Below are 24,314 nucleotides of genomic sequence, written 5' to 3' on the forward strand. Positions count from 1 at the left end.
GAATCAGGAACGCTCGGCCAGCACCTGCTCAAGATAAGCCGCGAGAACGCTGCGGAATTCGGCGATGACGGCTTCGCGCATCTTTGGCTCGGAGTCGGTATAGACGGCCATCATGCCTTTTGCAATCTGTACGGATACATTTGCTACGAGCATGGCGCGTTCGGAACTCAAAGCTGGATTTTTACGCTCGAAAGCCTGGGCAAGATAGAGCCGCAAGGCGCGGCGCGCCGCAGCATCCCGCCGGAAGCGGACCGGCGCGGTGAGCAGATTGAGCCACGCGGGATAGTCGCGGGCAAACTGGATAATGCAATCAATGAACTCTACCGCGAAGTCGCGCGTGGAGAGGGTCTCCGCTCGATCCATGAGGGCACGGATGCGAGAGCGCAACTCCTCAGAGTATTTGCGGAGCAGCGTGACGGCGATGGCCTGCTTGTCAGGAAAGTAGTTGTAGAGCGCCCCAATCGAGGAGGCGCTGCGGTCCGCGATGGCCTGCATGGTGGCCGCCTCAAAGCCGTGCTCGGCAAAAAGAGCCTCGGCCGCTTCAAGAAAGGCGGCGAGACGGCGCGCGGAACGTTCCTGCTGCGGAGCTACCCGGATGGAATTTGACGATATTGAGGGCACCCTCATATTCTATATTTAGAAATTCGAGGGTATCCTCACTTTTAACCGGGAGCTTTCCGTATATGCAAAATATTGTTCTTGACGCGAAGAAAACCGCGCTCGTGGCCATTGATCTGCAGAACGCCCTGATGGCAGTTCCGGGGGCGCCTCATGCGGTCGTGGATGTGGCGGCGCGTACGCGCCGGATTGCAGACGCTTTGCGTGCGCAGGGTGGCCTGGTGGTCTGGGTTCGAGTGAATCTGAATGACTTTCTCTCCTTGCCCGTGGATGAGCCCTCGCGATTTGGCGGAAAGGATATGCCGGAGGAGTTGTCGCAAATTGCGCCCGCGGCCGGAGCGCAACCCGCGGACATAGTGATCACCAAACGGCATTGGGGTGCATTTGCAGGAACGACACTAGAGCAGGAACTACGCGCGTGGGGAGTGGAGACGGTGATTTTGACCGGGGTCGCCACAAATGTTGGCGTCGAATCCACGCTGCGCCAGGGCACGGGGCTGGGCTTTGCGTTTGTAGTGCCGGCGGACGCCTGCTCGGCACTGAGCGAAGAGGAACATCGCTACTCGATGGAGAAAGTTTTTGGGAGGCTGGCGCGGGTTCGCACGACCGATGAAGTGGTGGCGGCTCTTGCCTGAGATGGATAGAGCCGCTGGGACTGGCATGGAGAAACTACCGCCCGGCATCTGGAAGATCGTAGCGGTCACAGTTTGCGGTACGTTGCTGGCGCAGATGGATGCGACGGTGGTGAATGTGTCGCTCTCGCAACTGGCGGCGGATCTGCATGCGAGTCTGCAGTGGATTCAATGGGTGACGAGCGGATACCTGCTGGCGCTGGCGCTGACACTTCCGCTGAATGGGTGGCTGGTGGAGCGGCTTGGAGCGAAGCGGGTATATCTGCTCTGCTTTACGGGCTTCACGCTTTCTTCGGCGCTGTGCGCGATGAGCTGGTCGGCCAATTCGCTGATCGGCTTTCGCATTCTGCAGGGCATGAGCGGCGGATTGATGGCGCCGATGGCACAACTCATGATTGCGAAGGCGGCCGGAAAACAGATGGCCCGTGTGGCCGGCTATGCCATTGTGCCGGTACTGTTGGGTCCTGTCGCGGGGCCAGTATTGGCTGGCACAGTTTTGCAGTATGCAACCTGGCATTGGCTGTTTTTGATCAATGTGCCGATTGGCGTACTTGGGATTGTGCTGGCGATCCTGTTTCTTCCGCGCGACGGGCACGAGGAGAGAAGCAGCCGCAAGCTGGACATTGGCGGATTGCTGCTGCTTTCTCCGGCGCTTGTGCTGTTGCTCTATGGCATGGAACATCTGAATGAGCACGCGGGCCTTGCAGCATTTGGCCTGTCGTTGGCTCTGCTAGCGGGCTTTTTCTACAAGGCACGGCGGGATGGCGAACGCGCGCTGCTGGACCTGAAGCTCTTTCGCAGACGCGTCTTTGCGACCGCGGCGATCACGCAATTTACTGGGAACGGATTGCTGTTTGCCGTACAGATGCTGGTGCCGGTGTACCTGATGCGCGGTGCGGGAGAGTCCCCGAGCATGACCGGATGGTTGATGGCTCCGATGGGGATGGGCATGATGATTACCTCTCCCCTGGTGGGGAGACTCACGCAACGGTATGGTATTCGGGGCACATCTTCGCGAGGCGCGATGCTGGCGCTCGTGAGCACGTTGATGCTGATTTATCTGAGCATCGAAAGACTGAATCCGTGGCTGGTGGGCATGGTGCTTTTTCTGCGTGGAATGGGAACGAGCGCGGTGGGCATTCCTTCCATGTCTGCCGCTTATGCTTCGGTTCCCAGGGCGGAGCTGCCGATGGCGACGACTTCGATGAACATTGTGCAGAGGCTGGGCGGCCCGACGCTGACAACCCTTTGCGCGGGCTTTTTAGGATGGCGGCTGGGTGGCGCGCAGATAGGAGCGGGACGGCCGGGAGCATTTCCGGAGAGCTTTGCACTGCTGTGCGGATTGCAGCTCCTGCTGTGGCTGGCGACGCTGAGGCTGCCGCGCGATATGGAAGAAGCGGAAGAATCAAAGAAGACGGCCGCGGCTGCTTGAAGACGAGACGGGGCGGAATTTCGCACAGAGAATGATGCGGCGGGCTTTGCATCCTGTAGTTTGAAGAAAGGATGCAGAGGCAGGCATGGAAGGTTACGGAGCTTGGCGCAATCGGCTTTGCGGTTGCCGGCTTCACGTTTTGGGTGCTGGCGGACACCTCGATCAAGCTGGTGGGCCAATCGAAGCTGCCCGCCTATGAGATGGTCGCGTTTCTGGGCCTCATCATGGCGGCCTTTCTGGGACTGTATGCCGCCATGCGCGGCCAGATTGGCCGTCTGAAGCCGCACCGGCTCGATAAACAGATTGCGCGCGCCTGCCTGGACATGGGCAACAACGTATGCGTGGTGATTGCGCTGCGACATCTGACGCTGACGCTCTTCTACATTCTGGTCTTCATGGCGCCGATGGTGATTGCGCTGCTCTCAGCGATATTTTTGCGTGAGGGCCTGCCATGGAAAAAAGCGCTGGCGATTGTGGCGGGATTCGGCGGGGTGATTGTGGCCGTGCATCCATGGAGCGCGGCTAACGAGGCAGACTGGGTGGGGCTGGGCGCGTGCCTGGTGTGCGTGGCGTGTTTCTCGACCAACATGGTGTGGTCGCGCGTGTTGACCCGCACGGAGACGCCGGAGAGCCTCGCGTTCTTTTCAGGACTGGTGACAGCCGCCGTGGGACTGGGCATGATGCTCACCGTGCATGCCGCACCGCTCACTCTGCCGTTGACGGGCGGCCTGTTTGCGATGGGGCTGTTTTGCGCGCTGGGGACTTCGTGTTTTTACGTCGCGGTGAAGCATACGTCGGCTGCGAATGTTTCGCAGTACCACTACACGCAACTGCTTACCGGAATGCTGCTCTCATACCTGATATGGCGCAACACACCGGGCTTTTATGTGCTGGCGGGGGCAGCGCTGATTCTTGGCTCGGGCCTCTATATTGCTGTGAGCGCAGGCGATGTCACGCCGTTGACCGAAGGCAATTAAAAAGGGCCGCAAATCCCTGAGACGCGCTCGGGAATTTGCGGCCGCCCTGGAAGAAGCGAGTAGAGGCCTAAGGAAGCTGCCCCGTCTGGTAGCGGAGTGTCGCCAGCGCCAGCCGGTATTCGTAACGGGCGTTGGTGGCTTCAATTTGTGCTCGTGTCTGTTGCAATTGCGCCTGGCTTAGCTCAACGATGGAGCTAAGGCCAAGATTGTAGCGAGTCTGCGCCAGCTTGAGGCCCATGTCGGCTTCCTGCACGAGTTGCGTTGTTACGGTAAGCCGCTGGTAGGCGGTGTTGACGCGCAGCCAGGAAGTATTGACGTCGCGGACGATCTTGTCTTTGAGGTCGCGCGTGTACTCGGCATCCGCCTCTGCCCGCTCGCGCGCGGCTTTGGCCTGTGCGTTGTAGAGGAAGCCGTTGAAGATGGGGACGTTCATGTTGACCCCGACGGCTCCCCACCAATTGCTGGTGTAATAGCGATCGACTCGTACCGGTGTTGCACCGACCGTCCCCATGGCGGAGATGGTCGGCAGCAACTGATCGCGCTCCGCATGTGCGTACTTCTGCTCGGAGCGGGTCCCGTAATTCATCGCCATCAGATCAGGCCGCTGCTGAATGGCCTGCTGCACCAGGCTATCCAGATCGACCGGAGGAGCCGGAGCCGTCGTGTGATCTTCGACGAGCTGGTATGCGACATTGTGATCGAGACCGAGGATGGCATCGAGCTGAGCCATGGAAGCATCGGCGTTGTTTTCCGCGTCAAGCTCCATCAGCTTTGCCTCTGACAGATTGACCTGCGCGAAGCTCAGGTCAAGTGTGGAGCGCAATTTATGCGCTGTGAGCTGATTGACCTGCGTCTCAGTGATTTGCCGCGTCTTCACGGTTTGCTGTGCCACATGGAGAATGGCCTGCGCCGTGAGGGCGCTATAAAACGCCTGATCGGTGTAGAGCACAATCTCCTCTTTAGTGGCCAGAGCGTTGGCGTTGGCGGCCTGCGCTTCCAGCTTCTGGGTGAGGATGAGGTTGCGCGTGTGTCCGAAATCAGTGATGAGCTGCGATAGCTCGCCACCGGCCCCGGCGTGGGTCATGAGACGTGATGCGGTCAAGGAACTGGCCGAGATACGGCTTCCGTTATCGGCCCTGACTGCGGTGACAGCACCGGTGAGATCAGGCAGATAAGCCGCGCGAGCCTCGCGCACCCCCTGCTGTTGCGCCATCGCGAGCAGTTTGCTTGCGCTGATGCGGGGGTTGTTGCGGAGCGCCATCTGCTCGGCCTGCTGGCGGGTCAGCGGAGGGTTCTGTCCACTGGAGACGCCGGCCGCATTGTTCATCTGCAGGGTCAGGTGCATGGCCGGCGCGGCAGGCAATGCCGAAGCATTGCCTGACTGCGCGACCGCCGAGAGAGACGTGGCCAGCAGAGTGGCCGTTACGATCCAGGCGTGTTTGCTCATGCGTTCACCTCGCCTTTCATCTGCTTCCCTTCTTCGCGTGCGTGAATGAGCAGGTACACGGCCGGCACCACAAACATGGTGACGACCACGGAAACTGCGAGTCCACCGATGATGGCACGCGCCAGCGGAGCATACTGTTCGCTGCCGGCCTCAATACCCAGCGCCATCGGAATCATGCCGAGCAGCGTAGCCAGTGAGGTCATGAGAATGGGGCGCAGACGCATCTTGCAGGACTGCACCGCGGCTTCGAGCAGCGGCAGGCCTTGCCGGTGCAGGATGTTCGCGAAGTCGACAATGAGAATACTGTTCGACACCACGATGCCGGTCATCATGATGGTGCCCATCAGCGACATCAGATTCAATGTGCTGCCGGTGAGTACCAGTGTGATGACCACGCCGGCGAGACCGGGCGGAATGGCCATGAGAATGATGAACGGATCAACAAAGGATGCGAACTGCGCCATGAGCACCAGGTAGACCAGAATGACGGCCAGAACCAGTCCCACGCCGAAGTGAAAGAATGCATCCTTCATATAGACGACCGCACCGATCACGTTGAGACGCGTGTTTTTGCCGGTCTTAGTGTTCTTGAGCAGATTCTGGATGCGATTGCCGATCTTGCCGAGCGCCTCAGTTTTAGTGGCCACGTAAATATCAATCACTCGCCGAAGCTGGTAATGGTCCACCTCGGTGGGTGTGTTGATGATGTTGACCGAAGCCACGGATTGCAGAGGCGTGTACTGATTGCTCTTGGCCGCACGCAGAGGAATGTTTTCAAACTGCTGCATGCTCATGTGTTCAATCATCTGCGGGTAGTACTGAACGGTCAGCATGTAGTTGTTACCGGTTTTGGGGTCGATCCAGTAGCTGGGAGCCACCTGCCCATCGGAGGTGAGCGCGGTGATGACGTTATCCATCACCTGCTTGGTGGTGAGGCCGATGAGGCTGGCCTTTTCGCGGTCGATATTCAACTGAATGCCCGGGTAGTCGAGATTCTGCGGAATATAGGCGCTGGCTACGTTCGGCATCTTGCGGATTTTTGCCGCCAGCTTTTGCGCGAGGGCATAAGCGCCCTGCATGTTGTTGGACTTGACCTGAATCACGATGGGAGCAGGCAAGCCCTGATTGATGACAGCATCGACGAGGCCGCCGCCCTGGAAGTAAGTAGTCAACTCAGGCATCTGCTGGCCCAAGGCTTTGCGCACACGATCCATGTAAGCAAAGCTGCTGAGAGTATGCCCTTCTTTAAGACTGACCTGGACAAAGGCCGTGTCCATGGATGAGTTGCTGGAATAGATGGTCGATGGACCGTGGGTGATGCCGATGTTGGAGACGATCATGCCGAGATCGCGTTTTGGAATCTGCTGGCGGATGATCTTCTCGACTTTGGCGATGTAGTTGTTGCTGTCTTCCACACGCGTGCCGTTGGGCATTTTCACATTGATGATGAACTGGCCGGCGTCGGTGCGAGGGAAGTAAGCCTGCCCCAGGAATGGAAGCGTGACCGCAATGGAGAGAATGACGCCCGCGAGAATCACGATGGTGGTGAGTCCGGGGCGCTGCATAGTGCGCTTGGCGAGACCTTCGTACCAGTCCTGAAGCTTCTGGAAGTAGTCGTTGAAAGTGTCGACGATGCGCCGGAAGATAGACCGCTTCCGTCTGTGCGCCTCTGCCTGCTCCTCATTGCCATGAGGGTGGTGGTCAAGCTGAATGAAAGTGGCGCAGAAGAGCGGCACCACTGTCATGGCGAAGACATACGACGCGAACATGGAGATGACCACGCCCAGCGCGAGCGGCGTGAAGATGTATTTGCTCACGCCGGTGAGCGAAGCCACCGGGAAGAAGACGATGGAAGTGGTAACGGTCGCAGCCAGCACGGCCAGAGAAACTTCTGTTCCGCCCACCTCCGCGGCGATGCGCGGGGGCTCGCCCATTTCCATGTAGCGGAAGATGTTTTCGAGTACCACCACGCCGTTGTCAATGAGTCGAGACAGTGCAAGCGCAAGACCGCCGAGCAACATGGTGTTGATGGAGCCGCCCATGATGTCAGTGAACAGCAGACACAAGATGACGGAGAGAGGCACCGAGAGCATGACGGCGATGGTGGCGCGCGCATTGCCGAGGAAGAGCAGAATCATCAGGCCCGTCAGCAGCAGACCGATGCCGCCCTCACGCAGCAATTGCACAATGGCCGACTTCACAAACGCAGACTGATCGAAGACCACAGAGGTCTTGAGCGTCTGGGGAATATCGACGAGGCTCTTCACCGTTTTACGGATGCCGTTGACGATGGTGATGGTGTTGCTGTCGCCGCCCTGCTTGAAGATGGGCAGGTAGACGGAACGCTGACCATCAATGCGCACGATATTCGTCTGAATTGCGCCGGAATCTTCCGCCTTGCCGACATCTGCCACCAGGACGGAGCCATTCCCTACGCTTTTGAGAGGGAGTGAGTTGATGGATTTAGGCGAGGGGAACTGGGCGTTTGCGTAGACGTTGTAGTCTTTGGTGCCGATCTGTACATCGCCCGCAGGCAGAATCAGGTTGGAGTTGTTGACGGCGTGTACGACATCCATCAGTGACAGGTTGTGCGCTTCGAGCTTGAGCGGATTCACGTAAACCTGAATCTGCCGGTAGGTACCACCGTAGGGATCGGGAATAGAAGCGCCCTGCACGCTGGCCAACTGATCGCGCACGTTGAACTGTGCGATGTCCTTCAACTGTGTTTCGTTGAGGCCCTTGCCCTTGAGAGTGACGAGGCAGACGGGCTGGTCCGATGCATCCATGCCGAGCACAACAGGAGGCAGCGTGCCAGGAGGCAGACGGCGCAAGTCAGCCATGGCGAGGTTGGAGATACTGCTGAGCGCCGAGTTGGGGTCTGTACCGGGCCGGAAGTAGACCTTGATGATGCTGACGCCCGTCATGGAGCGCGATTCGATGTGGTCTACGTTAGAAGCGTAGGTAAAGAAGCGCTCGAAGGTGTCAGTAATGTCACCTTCAATCTGCTGGGGAGGCATGCCGGAGTAGAACGTCGCAACGACGACAACCGGGATGTTGATCTTCGGAAAGAGATCCACGGGCATGCTGAGAAGGCTGACGATTCCGACGAGTGTCGAAATAAAACAGATCATCAGCACAAAAAACGGATACTTCAGAGCGAACTTAGGCATGCTTAGTCACTCTCCTGGCTGGCACTCATGTCGATCATGCCGCCCGTCTGTTTGTAGACTTCGCTGGCCGGCTCCTTCTGCAGAATGGGCTTCACCAGTTCGCCCTGCTGATATTTGCCCTGGCCGCCGAGAATCACGCGATCACCGGGCTGGAGGCCGCTGACGATCTGCGCGAGATTGGAGCCCTGCACGCCCACCTTCACGGGGCGAATCTGCACATGGCTGGTGCTGTCCACCACGTACGCTTCCCAGCCGTTGCCGTTGTTGTGCACGAGCGCGTCGAGCGCGACCGTGGGCACGTTATTCACGTGGGCGAGCTGCAGCTCAGTGTTCGCATACATGCCAGGGTCGATGGTGAGATCGGGATTCGGAACGTCGATTTCTGTTTCCATCGTGCGGGTGTCGAGGCTTACGCTGCGCGTGAAGCGCACCACCTTGCCCTCAAAGGAACGCCCGATGGCTCCCACATACACCTGCATGGGATCGCCGACATTGACGTAGCGCACGTCGTCTTCCGGTACAGGGACGCGGAGACGCAGAAGGTCGCTCTGCGAGAGCTTCACAATGGGCAGCGCCTGCGTGTCTGAGGTGGTGCCGGCCTGGATAAGCGCTCCGGTATCGGCATAGCGCCAGGTGATCACGCCATTGAGCGGGGCCACAACATCGGTGTAGTGATTGAGGGCGCTGACGCGCAGATGATTGGCGCGGGCCACCTGCTCGGCCTGCTGCGCGGCGGCCAGGGCAGACTTGGCAGCCGCGACCTGCGCCTGGGAGGCGAGATCCTTGGCCTGGGCGTCGTCGAGCTCCTGCTCGGCGATGAGGCCGGGCTGGGCTTTGGCAGCCTCCTGCAGGCGAAGGTTATCTTCATGCAGGGCGACGTGCTGCGATTCGGCGCGCGACACTTCATTCTGCGCCTGCACGACCTGCGCCTTAGCCTGCGAGAGCGAGGATACAGTGCCCTGCAGTTGAGCCTGCAGTTCGGGCACTTCGAGGACAGCAAGCGTCTGGCCGCGATGGACGATGTCGCCGATATCCACATTGATTTTGCGAATGAAACCGGAGACCTTGGGATGCACTTCCACAACCTGATAAGGCTGGAACTGCCCGGCAAGCGTCAAGACCTCAGAGATGTTCCCACGCTGCACCTCCGCAACCTGCGCAGTGGCAGGCCCGTGAGCTTCCACCTGCACAGGAGCAGACTGGTGATGCCGGTAAATCACCAAGACAATCAGCGCGATCGCAGCGCACACAGCGATGCCAAAGACGAGCTTCTTATTTTTCATTTTGAGGACACACCTGTTTCCGGGAACGCCATGCACGCGAAGAGATGGCATACCTCTACTGAAACGATTGAAAGCACTGCGGCGGCGAACTCACGCGCCGCACCGAGACTAGCGGAGAAGGGCTGGAATCAAAGCAGGCGGTGGGCGAAAGAAAAGAGAGGAAGAGCCTCGGAGAGCGGGCGGAAAGGCCTCGCAAAGCCAGAAAACAGAAGATGCGTAGCGGCGTAACGCGAGCAGCAGCATCGCGCCGATGAGCAGAGCGAGACAAGGGAGCAAGCGCGCAGTCACTGCCCAACGCGGTCCGCTCTCGGGCAGATACTGCCCCAGGTTCGCCTGGGCCGTGCCTTGCTGCTTATCGTTGGCCAGCAGCTTGGCGGTAGGCACGCGATGCGGTACTGCCAGTTCACCAGGATAGAGAGAGAGCTTGTACTGAAGGCCCCAGGCAAAGACCGCAATGCCCAGCATCACCCACAGGAATGGGAGACACTTCACGGTACGACGTTGGGCGCGCCTCAGGTTCAAGTTGAATTCTCTCAAGGAAACATCGGGCGAAAGAGCTGCCGAATCTCTTTCATGATAACGGTAACGATGCTCTGGAGCAACGGCGAAACCGGCAAAGTACCCCAAGGAAAATAGCTGCCAAAAAGCGGATGACCAAGCGCGCTGACGCACGTCTAAATTCGAATATATACGCCGTTTGTTACAGTTCGATTGCAGCTCATCGGGAGACAGGCATCTCCAGGTGAATGCTGATGGACAGGGGCTGCAGGAGCGTCTGGTGAATGAGGCAGCGATGCACGGCGCGCTCCATTCCGAGATGCTGATCGGCATTGAGCGAAACCGGGCTTTTGACATGCAGCCGCAGATTGCCGAGTCTGGCTGGATCGCGCAACTTGTCAGCCTCAACCTCGACCTCAATGCCGCCGCTGGCCAGATTGCGGATAGCCAGATATTGCGCCGCATAGAAGGCAGCGCAGGAAGCAAGCGATGCGAGGAATAGCTCGGGCGGAGTCATGCCCTCATCTTCGCCGCCATTCTCCACGGGCTGATCGCTGAGCAGCACATGCTGCCGGGCCTGGATTCGAAACTGCATTTTCCGGTCATGAACGGCGGTGACTTTCATGGCAAGCTCCTTTGCTGTCAAACTCACTTTGGTTCCGTGATGGTCTACCGTGTCTGCGACTCAATCATCCGCAGGCAGAGTGGGCAGAGCTGGCGCAGCCATCGCCGGGTTTCGTTGCTGCGTGGGAGCTGTTCGCAGACCATCCACGCGCGCAGCAAAGCCAGTGCGAGAGCATTGCCTGCGCCGGGGCGTCCGGCTTCCAGGCGGAACATCTGGCGATAGATTTCATCGCGCAGCTTTTCAACCGGCGGTGCGGCAGCGGGCTGGCGTTGGGATGGCATGAGGCGTGACGCGGTCAGCGCGCTCCCTGCACCAGCCAGTGGTAACGGCCGATGTCTTTGATGACGGTCGCGGCAAAGTCAGCCTGCTGCAACTCGCTTACGCAACTCTCGACGGAGAGACGATGATCGAGTGGAGGGCCGAACTCACGCTCTACATCGGGCCGCCAATCGAGAATGGCAATGCGGCCCTCAGGCTTGAGGACGCGCATGGCCTCGTGCAGAGTGGCCTCGCGGTCATCGAGTTCATGCCATAGATTCGCGAGAAAGAACAGGTCACAACACTCCTCGGGCAACTGCGTGGCGTGAGCCTCGGCATGCACCAGCTGAATGTTGAAGACCGCGTCCCGCTCGATCTTTTCGCGAATCCAGCCCAGCATTTCAGACTGCACATCGACGGCATAAACGACGCCGTGGAGCCCAATTTGCCGAGCCAAAGGCAAGGTGAAGTAGCCGGTGCCCGCGCCTACATCCGCGATGGTTTGTCCTGGCTCAACATCCATGGCCTGCATGATGTCGTGCGGTGGCAACCATTCCAGACGCGCGGGGTCTTCGAGGCGATGGGCCTGTTCCGGGCGAAAGATGCGTTCGTGCATCTCAACCTGCTTTCTGTGAGCGGCCGGATTCAGGCAGACCCATCCATCGGAAGATTGCCATCGCCGGGCACCAGTTGGTGAATGCGGATTGCAAAAGATTGAGTCCCACAAAAGCGGTGAGCCAATACCACCAGGGTGAAATCCAGTATCCGAGAGCCAGCGAGAGCAGTACGACGACACCGGCCATCAGACGAAGCGCGCGTTCTACCGTCATGGTGAACCTCCTAAGATTCTTCCGGCAAGTTGCAGGGTTCAGGCGGAGCCTGCCGATGGGCCGGGTGCAGCATGTAATAGAGCACCGGCACGGCAGGCCAGGAGAGAAATGTGGAGGCCACGGAGCCTGCGATCAGGGACAGGCCCAGGCCTTGAAAAATGGGATCGGGAAGAATGACGCTTGCGCCGATGATGACTCCACCAGCGGTGAGCAGCACGGGGCGCAGGCGCACGGCTCCCGCATCAATGACCGCCTCGGCAAGTGGCATGCCCTGCTTGAGGCGCAGCTCGATGAAGTCCACCACCAGAATGGAGTTGCGCACAATAATTCCCGCGCCGGCAATGAAGCCGATCATTGACGTTGCCGTGAAGAATGCGCCCATCAGCGCGTGTGCCGGCAAGATGCCTACCAACGTGAGAGGAATAGGCGCCATGATGACCAGCGGCGCGGTGAAGGACTTGAACCAGCCCACCACGAGCACATAGATGAGCACGAGCACCACGGCGAATGCGAGACCGAGATCACGAAAGACTTCAATGGTGATCTGCCACTCTCCATCCCACTTCATGGAGTAATGCGCGGTGGATTCGGGCTGAACAGCGTTGTATATCTTCAGCGGAAAGCCGCCGGGCGTGAGCTTGCGCAGGGCCTGATTCATTTTGAGGATGGCGTAGACGGGGCTCTCTTCGCCGCCGGCCACATCGCCCGTGACGTAGACGACGCGCTTCAGATTCTTGTGATAGATATCGGGCTGCAACGTGGTGTGTTTCACATCAACCAGTTCGCGCAGAGAAACCATGCTTCCGTCGGCGGCCCGCAGCTTGATGTTCTCGAGCGCCTGTTCAGAGGAGCGGTCAGGACGCTCCATCTCAACGAAGGTGGGAATTGCCTCACGCGCAGTGGGATCATGCAGGAGCCCGGCCTGCATGCCGGAGGTGGCCAACCGCAAGGTCTCGGCGACCTGGGCGACCGAGATACCGTGCAAGGCGGCCTTGGTTTGATCGACCTGCATCACCAGTTCGGATTGCGGGTCTTGCATGTACCAGTCGGTATCGACGACGCCGGGAGTCTGCTCAAAGATCTTTTTTACTTTGCGTGCGAGAGCGATCTGGCCTTGCTCACTGGGCCCGTAAATTTCGGCGACCAGGGTTTGCAGCACCGGCGGCCCTGGCGGCACCTCAGTGACTTGAATGCGCGCGCCATAGCGGGCGGCAATCTGGTCAAGGCCGGGGCGCAGCTGCCGGGCAATGGCATGGCTCTGTTCGCTGCGCTGATGCACCGGCAGTAGATTGACTTGAATGTCGGCCTGGTTGACCTGATGGCGCAGATAGTAATGGCGCACGAGTCCATTGAAGTTGAACGGACCAGCGGTGCCGGAGTAAATCTGATAGTTCACGACCTGGCGCTGCCGGCTCAGGTAATCGCCCAGCGCCTGCGTCACGCGCGTGGTCTGCTCTAGCGGCGTGCCGTCGGGCATATTGACGATGATTTGAAACTCGCTCTTGTTATCAAAGGGCAGCATTTTAACCAGCACCATTTTGAGCGGGACCAGTGCGGCGGCGAACATAAGGAGCACGACGACCGAGCCAAGAAAAAGCCAGCGGTTGCGTGCGCTGCGCATCAGAGGCTGCATGGCGCGGCGATAGAGGCGCGTGAGCCATCCTTCTTTCTCAGGCTCAAGAGTGTGAGCACCCTCAAGATGCTTGCGCCCCAGCAAACGCCGCGCGGCCCATGGAGAAACGATGAAGGCCACGGCCAGCGAGAAGAGCATGGCAATCGACGCGCCCACAGGGATGGGCCGCATGTAGGGCCCCATGAGACCGCGAACAAAGGCCATGGGCAGAATGGCCGCGATCACCGTAAAGGTCGCCAGAATGGTGGGGTTGCCGACCTCATCGACCGCCTCAATGGCCACCTCACGCAGCGGGCGGCGGCAGTTGACGGGCATGCGGAAGTGCCGGACCATGTTCTCCACCACCACGATGGCATCGTCAACGAGAATGCCGATGCTGAAGATCAGCGCGAAAAGCGTGACACGATTGATGGTGTAACCGAGCAGATAAAAGATGGCGAGCGTGAAGGCCAGAGTGACGGGGATGGCGAGCAGCACGACGCCTGATTCCCGCCATCCTAGGAAGAGTGCGATGAGAATCGTAACCGATATAGTTGCGAGAAACAGATGCTGCATCAGCTCATCTGATTTCTGCTTGGCGGTTGCGCCATAGTTGCGCGTAACGGTCAGATGCACATCGGCAGGCAGATTGACGCCGCGCATCTGATGGATGCGATGCAGCACCGCGTTGGCGACATCGGTAGCGTTGGAGCCCTTGAGCTTGGCGACAGTGAGCGTGACGGCGGGATATTCACGCGGGCCGCCGGGAGCGCTGGCCTGCGTGGTGCCAAAGAGCACATAGTCGCCGGGATCGGCAGGGCCATCCTGAATCTTTTCGGCTACATCTCGCAGATAAACAGGGCGGCCGTTTTCAACGCCCACCACGACGCCGGCTAAATCTTCTGTGTCGCGAAAGAGATGGCCGGCATCGACGCGAATCTCCTGATTGCTCTCAGCGAACTGGCCGGCCTGCACGCGGGCATTGGCTGCTTTGAGGCGCTGCACCACCGTGTCCGGAGAAATACCGAAGGCCGCGAGGCGGGCGCTGCTGAGAATGACGCGCATCTCGCGAGGCTGGCCGCCGATCACCGATGTCTCAGAGACATCGGGAACCTGCCGGATGGTGTGCTGCACTTCATCGGCGATCTGGCGCAATTCGTAACCGTTGTAGTGCTCTCCCCAAAGCGTCATGGTGAGAATGGGCACATCGTCAATCGAATGCACTTTGACCAGCGGGCGGCTTGCGCCGGGAGGCATGCCATCGGCGTTGGCGTAGAGCTTGTTGTAGACCTTGACGAGCGCGTCCTGCTCAGAGGAACCGACTTGAAAGCGCACGATGACGAGGCTCTGTCCCGGGCTTGAGATGGAATAGACATATTCGACGCCGGGGATCTGATGCATCCAGCTTTCGATGGGATTGGTGACGCGCTCTTCCACCTCTCGCGGGGAAGCGCCGGGCATCGCCGTCATCACATCGAGCATGGGCACCTGAATCTGCGGATCTTCTTCGCGAGGAATTGCGAGGACCGCGACCAAGCCGAGCGCCAGAGCCGCCATGACGAGCAGCGGCGTCAGCTTGGAGTCGAGAAACATGGAGGCCAGCAGGCCTGCCAGTCCACGATGTGCTTTACCGTCCTGAGGTATCTCCGTGTTCATCTTCGCGCCCCTCACATCGCCTCAATTCGCTTGCCGGCGAGGTCACGCTCGCCGGGATGATCGACCAACTGCTCGCCTGCCGTCAGGCCCGAGAGCACGATCACGTTGTCTGCCTGTGCGCGGCCGAGTGTGACATAGCGCAACTGAGCGATGCGGTGAGCGTCGAGCGCATACACATAGCTGAGAGAGCCGCGCTGCACAATGGCGGATTGCGGTGCAAGGACAACGGCTTGCTTGCCGGAGGGCAACTGGACCGTCGCATACATGCCCGCATGCACGGCGGAATTGGCCGGGAGATCGAGCTTCAGAAGAAAGGTGCGGCTGGAAGGGTCGGCAGCCGGTAGTATCTCAGCGACCTTGCCGGTCAATGACGCGGCCCCTGCCGCGTCAATCTGGACAGGCAGATTCATTCCCATGCGCACCTGAGGCAACAGCGACTCATCGACGGAGGCATAGACCTGAAGCGGCCCATCGCGATCGACGGCGAGCAACGGCATGCCGGGCGTGGCGAGCGTGCCGGGATCGGCCATGCGCGCGGTGATGACCCCGGCAAAGGGCGCTCGCAACTGCATGTAGCCAAGCGCTACGCGAGCACCGGCAACCGCAGCCTGAGCCTCGGCGCGTTGCGCATCGAGCGCGCGCACTGCGAGAGCGGCCGATTGCGCGCGCTTTTGAACCTCGTCAAACTCCTGCGGGCTGACGCTCTTCTGCTGCCGCAGCAACTGGTAACGCTGAAGCGTGCTGACAGCAAGCGCGGACTGCGTGCCTGCGATTTGCTGCTGCTGCTCGACCGCCTGCCATGCGGCCTGCGCGCGCGCGAGGCTGGCCTGCTCGGCGGTGGCATCGAGGCTGACCAACAATTGCCCGGCACGCACGTGTTGACCTGCCTGCACCAGCACGGCGCGAATGCGTCCGGGAGCCTGCGCTGAGATCATTGCGGTCTCGCGGGCATGCACCGTGCCGGTGAGCGGAATCATGCGCGGCACGCTGGCCGCCGTGCTTTGCACCAGCGCGGCCCGCACTGTGGCCGGAGCGGATGACGCGGGCGGATGAGCGTGCGAACAGCCGTTCAGCAGGAGTGGCGCGCTAGCGGAGAAGAGGAACAAGAAGGCGATGTTGGCGATTCGGTTCATTGCAGGTTCTCCGCGGCGGCGGGGGTGAGTGCACCCGTCGCGTACATGAGTTGGGCATAGCTGACGGTGTTGCCGTAGACGGCGCGCCAGTAGTTGTTCTGGCTTTGGCGCTGGGCGTCTTCGGCACGCAAGAGGTCGGTCATGGTGGTGAGTCCGGCCTGATAGCGGTTTTGCAGAATGCGCAGGCTCTCGGCGGCCTGCTGCATGGAAGCCTGTGCCGTGGCCACGATACGCTCGGCGGTGCGATGCGCGGTGAATGCCTGACTGACGGCCAGGCAAATCTGCTCTTCGCCGGCGCGCTGCCGTGCCTCGGCCTGCTGGCGCAGAGCCTTCTCCTGATCGAGACGCGCGCGCTTGCCGAGGGGCAGAATGTCCAACTGCAACTGCACACCCGCGAGCCAATGATTGCCGCCGTCTCCTGCGAAGGAGTCGCGATCCGTTTCCCAACTGCCGTAGGTATTGACTGCAGGCAGAAGGCTGGCGCGCGCTGCCTTCACAGCCGCCGCGGCCGCGGCCTGCTGCTTGCGTAGCGCGTCGAGATCAGGGCGGGTCTTGAGCGCCTCTGCAATCTGCTCATCAAGAACGCCGTCAGGATAACTGCGCGGAGGGATGGGTGCGAGCCGGTGGCGCACAGCGTGGTCGATGCCCATGGCGGCCTCCAGCGCGGCCCATGCTCTCTCGACATCGCCCTCGGCGGCGATCTTCTCCTGCTGGCGCTCAGAGAGATTGACCTGCGCGGTGAGCACGTCAGAGTCAACGGCGAGCCCGGCCTGCACACGCGTTTTTGCATCGTGCAGCAGCGCCTGCGCCGTCGCCACCTCGTGCCGTGCCACGCTCTCGCGACGCTGCGCGTACAGCATGGCCTGGTAGGCCTGCACTACACGCAAGATGATGGTCTGACTCGCCTGACGGCTCATGGCGCTGGCGCTTTGGACGGAGAGCCGGGCGCTGCGCATGCGGTCTTGACTGCCCCACCAGTCAAAGAGCTGCCAGTTGCCGCTGATCTGCGTGCCAAAGTTGTTGATGGGCGTAGGCCGATTGAGCGCATTGAGCGCAAAGTCAGCCTGAGTGAAGCGCTGCTGGCGCAGCCGCGTGCCAAAGGCGTACACGGGATCATTGCCGCGCGTGAGGTCCTCAGTGAATTGCAGATGCGGCAGCAGCGCGGCGCGGGCCTGCTCCACCCCGGCCTGAGCGGCGCGCGTCTCCGCCTGCGCCAACGCCGCATCGGGATTTTTTGCGAGGCTGATATCGATGGTCTGCCGCAGCGTCCACTCGTCGCCGGTGCCAGTCTGCGCGCGCGCCGGGCAGGAGCCCGAAACCCACAGCAGCGCCACGGCCACAACGAACCAGCGTGCGCGATTTTGATTGCTTCTCATGCCTGTGTGCCCCAGTGAAATGTCCTTCACTGGAAGAAAGGCAGGCAGGCGCGGAAGCGTTACAGATGTTTTTTACTTTTTTCTGAAGGCCCGGGCGGTTCCGGTTCGGCGGCTTCTCCGTGCTCGACCAGGCGGAGATACTCCTCGGCCAGCACCCGGCGCAAAGTGGTGCCGGTCTCGCTTTCCATGGGTATGTCGAGCTTGCGGCAGCGGTCGATGGCGGCCTTGAGGTCTTGAATGAAGGCAATGCAAGCGGGGCAGGCCTCAATGTGCGCCTGCATCTGGTTGCAGCTTCTGGTTTCCATGCGGCCGTCGAGATACTCCGAGAGGTTGCCGAAGATTTCGCGGCATTGAGACGGACGCACGCGGGCTGCGGTGCCGGAAGAGACAGATGCGGGAGATGCATGATCCGGCTGGCCACGCAGAAGCTTGTCCATCTGCTGCCGGACCAGCAGCCGGGCACGATGCAGGCGCACGCGCACGGTTCCGGGCTGCAGACCCAGGACCTTGGCTACCTGCGCGGTGTCAAGCTCTTCCATGTCATGCAGCACCAACACGATGCGATAGGGCGGAGGCAGTTGCAGCACGGCCTCGTGAACCATCTGATGGTCCTGATGGCTGGCGGCCAGCGCCTCGGGGCTTTGGACTGAGGCGGCGAGCTGCGCGGCGAGTTCAGCATCGCCGGGCATGAGATCATCGAGCGCCACGGACTTGCGATAGGAAGGGCGCTTGCGGCTGCGCCAGCAGCGATTGCGAGCCGCCGTGTAGAGCCAAACGCTCAGGGCGCGCGCATCTTCAATTTTTCTGAGATGAGGCAGTGAGCTGAGAAGCACGTCCTGCATGGTGTCTTCGGCGTCTTCGCGATGACCGCAGACCTTCATGCTGAAGGAGAAGACGGTGCGCTGCAGCAGCATAACGGCCTTTTGCACACTCTGCTCGTCGGATTGGCGAAGCAGAGTGACGGCCTCCTGCAGTTCAGCGCGCATGCAAGTACCCTGTCTTTCCGGGCAGTGATGGAGTCTCCCCTCTCAGTTTACCGCCGGACCCTCGATGGATGAGTGGTCCGGCAGCGGAAGAGTTATCGGAGAGCCGCGCGAAGAATGACCGGCGGGCTATTTGGGATAGGAGGGATCCATGAGCGCGCAGGCCTCACCGCCAAAGGGCTGGCTGACGGCGTGAATATCCGTTCCGGTCTTTGGGATGTTGAGCCAGGGGCCGAACTGCGCGCCCTGATAACGAGGCCATGCGGCGGCCGGCGCGGGCGCTCCGGTTTTGGCAAGGCTCGTCCAATAGAGATCAAGATGGTTTCCGATCGCGAGATCCTGCGCGGTGGGTTTGGCTTTTCCAAAGAAGGAGTCGAAGAGGTAGAACAGCTCGGAGGTATGCATGGCCGAGGTCTGGCCGGGATCGGGCCGGTCAAAGCGATAGACCCAGGTGGGGTATCCGTGCGAGGCATGCCAGGAGGCCAACAAGCGAATGGCGCAGTGGAAGTCGTGGTCCGTGGCAAAGCGCGCGGACGGCGAACCGAGCAGCGCGCTGGGGTTGTGCTGGTAGAAGTCCTCAATGGCTGCGGCGGCCTTGTAGCCGACGGTCTCAGCCATGACGTGCTGCAACTGGCGGGTGGTCTGGCCGAAAGGTACAATCTCTTGCACGTTGGTGCCGAGCACCAGTGGAACGGGCGCCTCATGACCGGCCTGGTAGACGCGCCAGGGCATCTCGGGCAGCACCCATCCATCAACACTTGCGCCGCGATAGCCCCACCAGGTGACCGGAGGCGGCTTGGGAGCCTGCTTGTCGATGGCGAGCACCTTGGCGGTGCTGTCAGCCCGCTGCGCAGCCAGAGAAGAGCCGAGCGCCCTGGCGACGGGAGCCCACGCAATCTCTGACTCACTCCTGGTCGAGGTGGGCATGAGGCCAAGCACCTGGCCGCTCTCTTCAAGCGCAGAGGTGAAGAGCCCGCGCGCCAACGGTGAGGTGAGCAGGAGGCCCGTGTCGACGGCTCCGGCGGACTGGCCGAAGATCATCACCTTGCCGGGGTCGCCGCCGAATTTGGCGATGTTGTTGTGAATCCATTTGAGCGCGGCAATCTGGTCAAGCAGGCCGTAGTCGCCGGAGGCGTGGTGCGGCGACTCCTTGTCGAGCGCGGCGGTGCGGAAGAAACCGAAAATATCGAGCCGGTACTCGATGGTGACCAGCACGACTCCATGCTTGACGAGCGGCGTGCCGTCAGAGAAGCCATCCCCGGCGAGATTGGAGCCGCCGTGGATGTAAACCATCACGGGCAGGTTGTGGGCATGGGCGGGCGTCCAGACGTCGAGATGAAGGCAATCTTCGCTGCCATGGTCGGCGTCCCATTTGTTCCAGCCCTCGCTGAGCTGCGCGCAGGGATTGCCGTGGCTGTCTGCCATGTACACGCCCTGCCAGGGCCGAGACGGTTGCGGCGGTTGCCAACGCAGATCTCCGATCGGTGGCTGGGCAAATGGGATGCCAAGGTAAGCGAAGATGCCGGGCGCTGGCTCGGTGCCCTCAAGCTGGCCCTGCGCGATGCTGACACGCGCCTGTGGCGTGGGCTTGAATTTGTCGGATTGCGCGGCACAGAGCGCTGGAATGAGAAGCAGGCAGGCAAGCAGAAGTCGGCGGGAAGCAGGCATGTGTCAGGCGATCCTTTTGGTTGGCGCTAAGCCTCGCTGCGAGGCTCTGGATATAGGCGGCGAGATGTGGCTCGCCGGAGGTCACCCGATTTTATGCACGCCAGGAATGGACTCGCAAGGCGAGGATAGATGCCAATTCTCAGGAGGTGGGCCGGGACGGCGCGGCGACCGTCCCGGGCGGGAGTTATGCCTGCGGCTGGAAGCCGGGATCGAGCGCCGGGCGCGCCAGATGTGCGACCGTGTTGACGAGGGTTTTCGCTCCCACGGCGAGGGCGATGGCTACAGCCGCGCGGCGGTCATAACCGGCATCCGTCAGCAGCCGGACGTCGGCGTCTGAGACCTGCGTGTGCTTGAGAGCAATGGCCGCAGCGAACTGCCGCACGGCATCCAGCTTTCTATCCTGCAGAGGGGCACCGTTGCGGATGGCCTCGATGACCTGCGGGGATGCTCCCGCGCGGGCGGCGAGTGTGGCATGCACCTGCACGGCGTAATCCGCCGCATTGGCGTAGCTGGCCGCGGCGAGGGCGACCTGCTGCGCGATCGGGTCGAGCGATGTCTGGCCGAGAGCCTGCAGCATCTGGATGTAGACGTGGAGCACGGCTGGCTCCGCGCCAAGGGCGTAGCCGAGATTCGGAACGAAGCCGAAGAAATTGCTCAGCCCCTCGACCTCTTCCCTGCCCTGCTGCGGCACAGAGGCCAGATTCAGCTGGCCGAACAGAGCGGCTCCCTGCGCGGTGTCGAGCGTGCGGGCCAGAAAGTTACGAATGATGCGCGCGGCCTCGTCGAGATGCGCTTCGAGAACAAAGTGTCCCGCATCGAGAAGATGGACTTCGGCATCTGGAACATCGCGACGAAATGCCTCGGCCCCCGCGGGAAGGAAGAAGGGATCGTTGCGTCCCCACACGGCCAGAACGGGCGGGCGATGGGTGCGCAGATACTGCTGAAACTGCGGATAGAGAGCCAGATTGTTCTGATAATCGCGGAAGAGATCGAGCTGGATTTCCTGATTGCCCGGGCGGTCAAGGAAGTGCTGGTCGAGGGTGTAGCTCTCGGGCGCGATGTGCGTGGAATCGGCCTCGCCGTGCGTGTACTGAAATTGCGTGGTACCGGCCTGCAGGAAGGCGCGCAGTTGATCGCGATTCTGCTGGCTAGGATCTTGCCAGTATGCGCGAATGGGATTCCAGCCGTCGCTCAGGCCTTCCTCGTAGGCATTGCCATTCTGCGAGATGATCGCGGCGACACGCTCAGGATGCGCGAGCGCCAGACGGAAGCCGACCGGCGCGCCGTAGTCGAAGACATAGATGGCGTAACGCGTGAGGCCGAGAGAATCCACGAAGCCCTGCATGATCTCTGCGAGGTGATCGAAGGTGTAGGAGAAGGTGGCTGCATCGGGCGCGTCAGAGAAACCGAAGCCCGGCAGGTCAGGCGCAATCACGCGGTACTTGTCAGAGAGGCGGTCGATGAGGCCGCGATACTGATGACTTGAGGTAGGAAAGCCGTGCAGCAGCAGGACGACAGGGTTATCTTGCTGGCCGGCTTCGCGATAGAAGATGCTCAGTTTGCTGGCGGCGCGAGGATCTTGCACGGAGAGGTTTTTATAGGCGACGGCGGATGGCATCGGGAAAACTCCTTTTGGGGGCGAGGGGTTAGCCCCTGCGTATTGTACCGAACGTTCGGTATTTATGTATCCATGAGATGCTTAGCTTTCAAGAAAAGCGTCAGATTTATGCAGATTTTTTCTGAAGTAGAATGAATGGTCTGTACAGGACTGGAGACGCCATGCCTACTCCGCTTGCCTCAAAAGAGGAAATTGTTGACCGGCTCTTCGCTGTTTTCCGCGACCGCGGCTTCGATGGAGCTTCGCTGGCCGACCTTTCGCGTGCCACCGGGCTGGGAAAGTCGAGCCTGTATCACCACTTTCCGCAAGGCAAGGAGCAGATGGCCGAGGCCGTGCTGGCGCGCGCGACAGGGTTGATTGACCGCGCCATTCTGGAGGAGGCGCGCCGCGAGGCTCCGCTCAAGGTGAAGGTGCGAAAGATTGTGGCGGCGCTGGAGCAAATCTATTCCGGCGGCCGGACGCCCTGCGTGCTGGGACAACTGGCCACGGCGGCAATCGGGAGCACGGCCCGCAAGCATTTGCAGGCGGCTTTTGCGCATTGGATCACGGCCATTGCGGAGCTGGCTCAGGAAGCAGGAATGCCGCCGAGCCGCGCACGGAAGTTTGCCGAAGATTGGGTCGCGAGCCTGCAGGGAACGCTCATTTTGCAGGCGGCGACGGGGGATGCAGCTCCGTTTGAGCGGGCGCTAGAGGTATTGTTGCAACTCGCGTCACGCGAGAGATCGGCGTCGGCAGAACGGGGATAGAAGATGAGTAGAAAGTACAAAAGCGCACCCTTTGAGAGTGCGCTTTTGTGTCGTTGAGGTGTTTTGGGAGCAGAACTACTCGTTGCCGCCTTCGGGCTCGCCGCCCTCAGCCTGCTGCTGCTCGGCCATGGCCTTCTGCATCTCTTCGCGGCGCTTGGCACGGGCTTCGGCGCGCTTCTGGCGCTTCTCGTCCAGTTCCTGCTCGGCTCCGAGAAGCTCGATGAAGGCCTTTTCGGCTCCGTCGCCGCGCTGGAAGCCGCTGCGCACGATGCGCAGATAGCCGCCATTGCGGTCGCCGTAACGGGGAGCCACCGTGTCAAAAAGGCGGGTGACCGCTTCGCGCGTCTGCAAGTAAGCCAGCGCCTGCCGGCGCGAGTGCACGTCGCCCTTCTTGCCCAGGGTGATCAGCTTTTCCACGTGAGGCCGGGCCGCTTTGGCCTTGGTGATGGTGGTCTCGACGCGATCTTCCATCAGAATGGACGTGACCAGGTTCCGCAGCAGCGCGCGGCGATGGCTGGTGTTGCGCCCCAGTTTGTAACCTGCATTGCGATGACGCATGGCGAATCTCTCTTGATTAAGTTCTCAGTTGTCAGTCCCCAGTCTTCAGGCCCGGGCAAAGCCACTGGGGACTGAAGACTGGCAACTGGATACTTCTGTTAAAAGTTTTCGGTCTCGTTCGGCAGCGGGAAGTCTTCTTCAAAGTCTTCCTCGTCGTCATCGAAACCGCTGTAGCTCTGAGCCAGCGTCTGCGCGGGCAGGATGCTGGTGGGGCCGGGAACTGCGTTGCCGTTTTCGTCGATCTTCATGCCGAGGGAGAGGCCCATCTGAGCCAGGATCTCCTTGATCTCGTTGAGCGATTTGCGGCCGAAGTTCTTGGTCTTCAGCATCTCGGCTTCGGTCTTCTGCACCAGCTCGCCGATGGTCTGAATGTTGGCATTCTTGAGGCAGTTGTAACTGCGCACGCTCAGCTCCAGCTCTTCGACGGAGCGGTTGAGGTTTTCATTGCGCAACTGCACGCGGCCTTCTTCGCTGTGGCTCTCGGCTTCGATCTCTTCCTCGAAGTTGATGAAGATGCTCATGTGATCCTTGAGCAGCTTCGCAGCCAGGCCGACGGCATCGGCGGGCAGCACGGTGCCGTTTGTCATGACTTCGAGCGTCAGCTTGTCGTAGTCAGTGATCTGACCAAGACGGGCGGCCTCGACAAAGTAGTTGACCTTGCGCACGGGCGAGTGAACGGAGTCCACCGGGATGAAGCCGATGCCGAGGTCATTGTCGTGGTTCTTGTCCGCCGAGACGAAACCGCGGCCCCGCTTGAGGCGCATTTCCATCTCCAGCTTGCCGCCTTCGCTGACGGTAGCGATATAGATATCCTTGTCGAGGATTTCGACGTCGGCATCGGCTTCGATCATGCCCGAGGTAACGACTCCGGGCTGGTCGGCGCGCACATAAAGCGCCTTGGGGCCGTCGCCGTTGAGCTTGAAGGGCACCTGCTTGAGGTTCAGGATGATGTCCGTCGCATCCTCGACGACGCCGGGGATGGACTGGAACTCGTGCAGAACGCCTTCAATCTTGACAGCGGTGACCGCAGCTCCCTCGATGGACGAGAGCAGGGTGCGGCGCAGCGCATTGCCGATGGTGGTGCCGAAGCCGCGCTCGAAGGGCTGAGCGCTGAACTTGCCGAACTTCTCAGTGAGCGTCTCGGGATCAACCACCAGACGCTTGGGCTTTTGAAATCCTCTCCAAAGCATATCG

General features: G+C 60.7%; 21 protein-coding genes. 4 read left to right on the plus strand and 17 right to left on the minus strand.

What is annotated here, in order from left to right; genetic code table 11:
• Positions 1-3: 3 nt before the first annotated feature.
• A complete protein-coding gene (locus ACP_RS06705; protein WP_015896535.1) occupies positions 4-627 on the minus strand; it encodes a TetR/AcrR family transcriptional regulator in 624 nt (207 codons plus the stop codon).
• 56 nt (positions 628-683) lie between these two features.
• On the opposite strand from ACP_RS06705, the gene ACP_RS06710 reads away from it, so the two are divergent.
• The 3 genes from ACP_RS06710 to ACP_RS06720 all read left to right on the plus strand — a co-directional run bounded on the left by ACP_RS06710 (position 684) and on the right by ACP_RS06720 (position 3,659).
• Positions 684-1,253 (plus strand): isochorismatase family protein, encoded by a 570-nt coding sequence (locus ACP_RS06710; protein ID WP_015896536.1) that lies wholly within the window; start codon positions 684-686, stop codon positions 1,251-1,253.
• A gap of 25 nt (positions 1,254-1,278) precedes the next feature.
• Positions 1,279-2,682, plus strand: coding sequence for a DHA2 family efflux MFS transporter permease subunit (locus tag ACP_RS06715; protein ID WP_202944496.1), 1,404 nt, complete (start codon positions 1,279-1,281; stop codon positions 2,680-2,682).
• Between the two features lie 71 nt (positions 2,683-2,753).
• Positions 2,754-3,659, plus strand: coding sequence for a DMT family transporter (locus tag ACP_RS06720; protein ID WP_015896538.1), 906 nt, complete (start codon positions 2,754-2,756; stop codon positions 3,657-3,659).
• A gap of 67 nt (positions 3,660-3,726) precedes the next feature.
• Here the strand turns inward: ACP_RS06720 and ACP_RS06725 are convergent, their stop codons facing one another.
• From ACP_RS06725 to ACP_RS06790, 14 genes are all read right to left on the minus strand, one after another.
• Positions 3,727-5,106 carry a TolC family protein gene (locus tag ACP_RS06725; protein ID WP_015896539.1) on the minus strand — a complete coding sequence of 460 codons (1,380 nt, stop codon included), beginning with the start codon at positions 5,104-5,106 and terminating at the stop codon, positions 3,727-3,729.
• The gene (locus ACP_RS06730; protein ID WP_015896540.1) at positions 5,103-8,276 is read right to left on the minus strand and encodes an efflux RND transporter permease subunit; all 3,174 of its coding nucleotides are present in this window, start codon (positions 8,274-8,276) and stop codon (positions 5,103-5,105) included. Before ACP_RS06730 ends, ACP_RS06725 begins: the two co-directional genes overlap by 4 nt.
• A gap of 2 nt (positions 8,277-8,278) precedes the next feature.
• A complete protein-coding gene (locus ACP_RS06735) occupies positions 8,279-9,559 on the minus strand; it encodes an efflux RND transporter periplasmic adaptor subunit (protein WP_015896541.1) in 1,281 nt (426 codons plus the stop codon).
• Between the two features lie 108 nt (positions 9,560-9,667).
• Positions 9,668-10,231 (minus strand): hypothetical protein, encoded by a 564-nt coding sequence (locus ACP_RS18075; protein WP_148215073.1) that lies wholly within the window; start codon positions 10,229-10,231, stop codon positions 9,668-9,670.
• 46 nt (positions 10,232-10,277) lie between these two features.
• A complete protein-coding gene (locus tag ACP_RS06745) occupies positions 10,278-10,682 on the minus strand; it encodes an OsmC family protein (RefSeq protein WP_015896543.1) in 405 nt (134 codons plus the stop codon).
• Between the two features lie 44 nt (positions 10,683-10,726).
• A complete protein-coding gene (locus tag ACP_RS06750) occupies positions 10,727-10,963 on the minus strand; it encodes a hypothetical protein (RefSeq protein WP_041839373.1) in 237 nt (78 codons plus the stop codon).
• A gap of 14 nt (positions 10,964-10,977) precedes the next feature.
• The gene (locus tag ACP_RS06755; protein WP_015896545.1) at positions 10,978-11,556 is read right to left on the minus strand and encodes a class I SAM-dependent methyltransferase; all 579 of its coding nucleotides are present in this window, start codon (positions 11,554-11,556) and stop codon (positions 10,978-10,980) included.
• A gap of 1 nt (position 11,557) precedes the next feature.
• Entirely contained in the window at positions 11,558-11,770 is a 213-nt protein-coding gene (locus tag ACP_RS06760) for a YgaP family membrane protein (protein ID WP_015896546.1), read from the minus strand.
• A 10-nt stretch (positions 11,771-11,780) separates the two neighbouring features.
• Complete coding sequence (locus tag ACP_RS06765; protein ID WP_015896547.1) at positions 11,781-15,038, minus strand: efflux RND transporter permease subunit; 3,258 nt, start codon at positions 15,036-15,038, stop codon at positions 11,781-11,783.
• Positions 15,039-15,049: 11 nt separating this feature from the next.
• Positions 15,050-16,171, minus strand: a complete 1,122-nt coding sequence (locus tag ACP_RS06770; RefSeq protein ID WP_015896548.1) for an efflux RND transporter periplasmic adaptor subunit — start codon at positions 16,169-16,171, stop codon at positions 15,050-15,052.
• Positions 16,168-17,547 carry a TolC family protein gene (locus ACP_RS06775; RefSeq protein ID WP_015896549.1) on the minus strand — a complete coding sequence of 460 codons (1,380 nt, stop codon included), beginning with the start codon at positions 17,545-17,547 and terminating at the stop codon, positions 16,168-16,170. The genes ACP_RS06770 and ACP_RS06775 overlap by 4 nt, the downstream gene beginning before the upstream one ends.
• Before the next feature lie 59 nt (positions 17,548-17,606).
• Positions 17,607-18,533, minus strand: a complete 927-nt coding sequence (locus ACP_RS06780; protein WP_015896550.1) for a sigma-70 family RNA polymerase sigma factor — start codon at positions 18,531-18,533, stop codon at positions 17,607-17,609.
• A gap of 126 nt (positions 18,534-18,659) precedes the next feature.
• Complete coding sequence (locus ACP_RS06785; RefSeq protein WP_015896551.1) at positions 18,660-20,198, minus strand: carboxylesterase/lipase family protein; 1,539 nt, start codon at positions 20,196-20,198, stop codon at positions 18,660-18,662.
• Positions 20,199-20,382: 184 nt separating this feature from the next.
• The gene (locus tag ACP_RS06790) at positions 20,383-21,816 is read right to left on the minus strand and encodes an alpha/beta fold hydrolase (RefSeq protein ID WP_015896553.1); all 1,434 of its coding nucleotides are present in this window, start codon (positions 21,814-21,816) and stop codon (positions 20,383-20,385) included.
• 161 nt (positions 21,817-21,977) lie between these two features.
• Between ACP_RS06790 and ACP_RS06795 the strand changes: the two genes are divergently transcribed.
• Positions 21,978-22,562, plus strand: coding sequence for a TetR/AcrR family transcriptional regulator (locus ACP_RS06795; protein ID WP_015896554.1), 585 nt, complete (start codon positions 21,978-21,980; stop codon positions 22,560-22,562).
• Between the two features lie 75 nt (positions 22,563-22,637).
• Here the strand turns inward: ACP_RS06795 and rplQ are convergent, their stop codons facing one another.
• Positions 22,638-23,120 carry a 50S ribosomal protein L17 gene (rplQ, locus tag ACP_RS06800; RefSeq protein ID WP_015896555.1) on the minus strand — a complete coding sequence of 161 codons (483 nt, stop codon included), beginning with the start codon at positions 23,118-23,120 and terminating at the stop codon, positions 22,638-22,640.
• Positions 23,121-23,218: 98 nt separating this feature from the next.
• Positions 23,219-24,310: a DNA-directed RNA polymerase subunit alpha gene (locus tag ACP_RS06805; protein WP_015896556.1), complete on the minus strand. Its 1,092-nt coding sequence runs from the start codon at positions 24,308-24,310 to the stop codon at positions 23,219-23,221.
• Positions 24,311-24,314: the final 4 nt, after the last annotated feature.

Source organism: Acidobacterium capsulatum ATCC 51196 (assembly GCF_000022565.1).
In the GTDB taxonomy this organism is placed as follows: Bacteria; Acidobacteriota; Terriglobia; order Terriglobales; family Acidobacteriaceae; genus Acidobacterium; species Acidobacterium capsulatum.

Bases quoted from the DNA above. Each gene is read 5' to 3' on its own strand.
- ACP_RS06770 (WP_015896548.1), bottom strand. From the start codon at position 16,171: ATGAACCGAATCGCCAACATCGCCTTCTTGTTCCTCTTCTCCGCTAGC.
- ACP_RS06795 (WP_015896554.1), top strand. From the start codon at position 21,978: ATGCCTACTCCGCTTGCCTCAAAAGAGGAAATTGTTGACCGGCTCTTC.
- ACP_RS06730 (WP_015896540.1), bottom strand. From the start codon at position 8,276: ATGCCTAAGTTCGCTCTGAAGTATCCGTTTTTTGTGCTGATGATCTGT.
- ACP_RS06705 (WP_015896535.1), bottom strand. From the start codon at position 627: ATGAGGGTGCCCTCAATATCGTCAAATTCCATCCGGGTAGCTCCGCAG.
- ACP_RS06715 (WP_202944496.1), top strand. From the start codon at position 1,279: ATGGAGAAACTACCGCCCGGCATCTGGAAGATCGTAGCGGTCACAGTT.
- ACP_RS06780 (WP_015896550.1), bottom strand. From the start codon at position 18,533: ATGCGCGCTGAACTGCAGGAGGCCGTCACTCTGCTTCGCCAATCCGAC.
- ACP_RS06805 (WP_015896556.1), bottom strand. From the start codon at position 24,310: ATGCTTTGGAGAGGATTTCAAAAGCCCAAGCGTCTGGTGGTTGATCCC.
- ACP_RS06760 (WP_015896546.1), bottom strand. From the start codon at position 11,770: ATGACGGTAGAACGCGCGCTTCGTCTGATGGCCGGTGTCGTCGTACTG.
- ACP_RS06745 (WP_015896543.1), bottom strand. From the start codon at position 10,682: ATGAAAGTCACCGCCGTTCATGACCGGAAAATGCAGTTTCGAATCCAG.
- ACP_RS06750 (WP_041839373.1), bottom strand. From the start codon at position 10,963: ATGCCATCCCAACGCCAGCCCGCTGCCGCACCGCCGGTTGAAAAGCTG.
- ACP_RS06785 (WP_015896551.1), bottom strand. From the start codon at position 20,198: ATGCCTGCTTCCCGCCGACTTCTGCTTGCCTGCCTGCTTCTCATTCCA.
- ACP_RS06755 (WP_015896545.1), bottom strand. From the start codon at position 11,556: ATGCACGAACGCATCTTTCGCCCGGAACAGGCCCATCGCCTCGAAGAC.
- ACP_RS06735 (WP_015896541.1), bottom strand. From the start codon at position 9,559: ATGAAAAATAAGAAGCTCGTCTTTGGCATCGCTGTGTGCGCTGCGATC.
- ACP_RS06725 (WP_015896539.1), bottom strand. From the start codon at position 5,106: ATGAGCAAACACGCCTGGATCGTAACGGCCACTCTGCTGGCCACGTCT.
- ACP_RS06765 (WP_015896547.1), bottom strand. From the start codon at position 15,038: ATGAACACGGAGATACCTCAGGACGGTAAAGCACATCGTGGACTGGCA.
- ACP_RS06710 (WP_015896536.1), top strand. From the start codon at position 684: ATGCAAAATATTGTTCTTGACGCGAAGAAAACCGCGCTCGTGGCCATT.
- ACP_RS06790 (WP_015896553.1), bottom strand. From the start codon at position 21,816: ATGCCATCCGCCGTCGCCTATAAAAACCTCTCCGTGCAAGATCCTCGC.
- ACP_RS06720 (WP_015896538.1), top strand. From the start codon at position 2,754: ATGCAGAGGCAGGCATGGAAGGTTACGGAGCTTGGCGCAATCGGCTTT.
- rplQ (WP_015896555.1), bottom strand. From the start codon at position 23,120: ATGCGTCATCGCAATGCAGGTTACAAACTGGGGCGCAACACCAGCCAT.
- ACP_RS06775 (WP_015896549.1), bottom strand. From the start codon at position 17,547: ATGAGAAGCAATCAAAATCGCGCACGCTGGTTCGTTGTGGCCGTGGCG.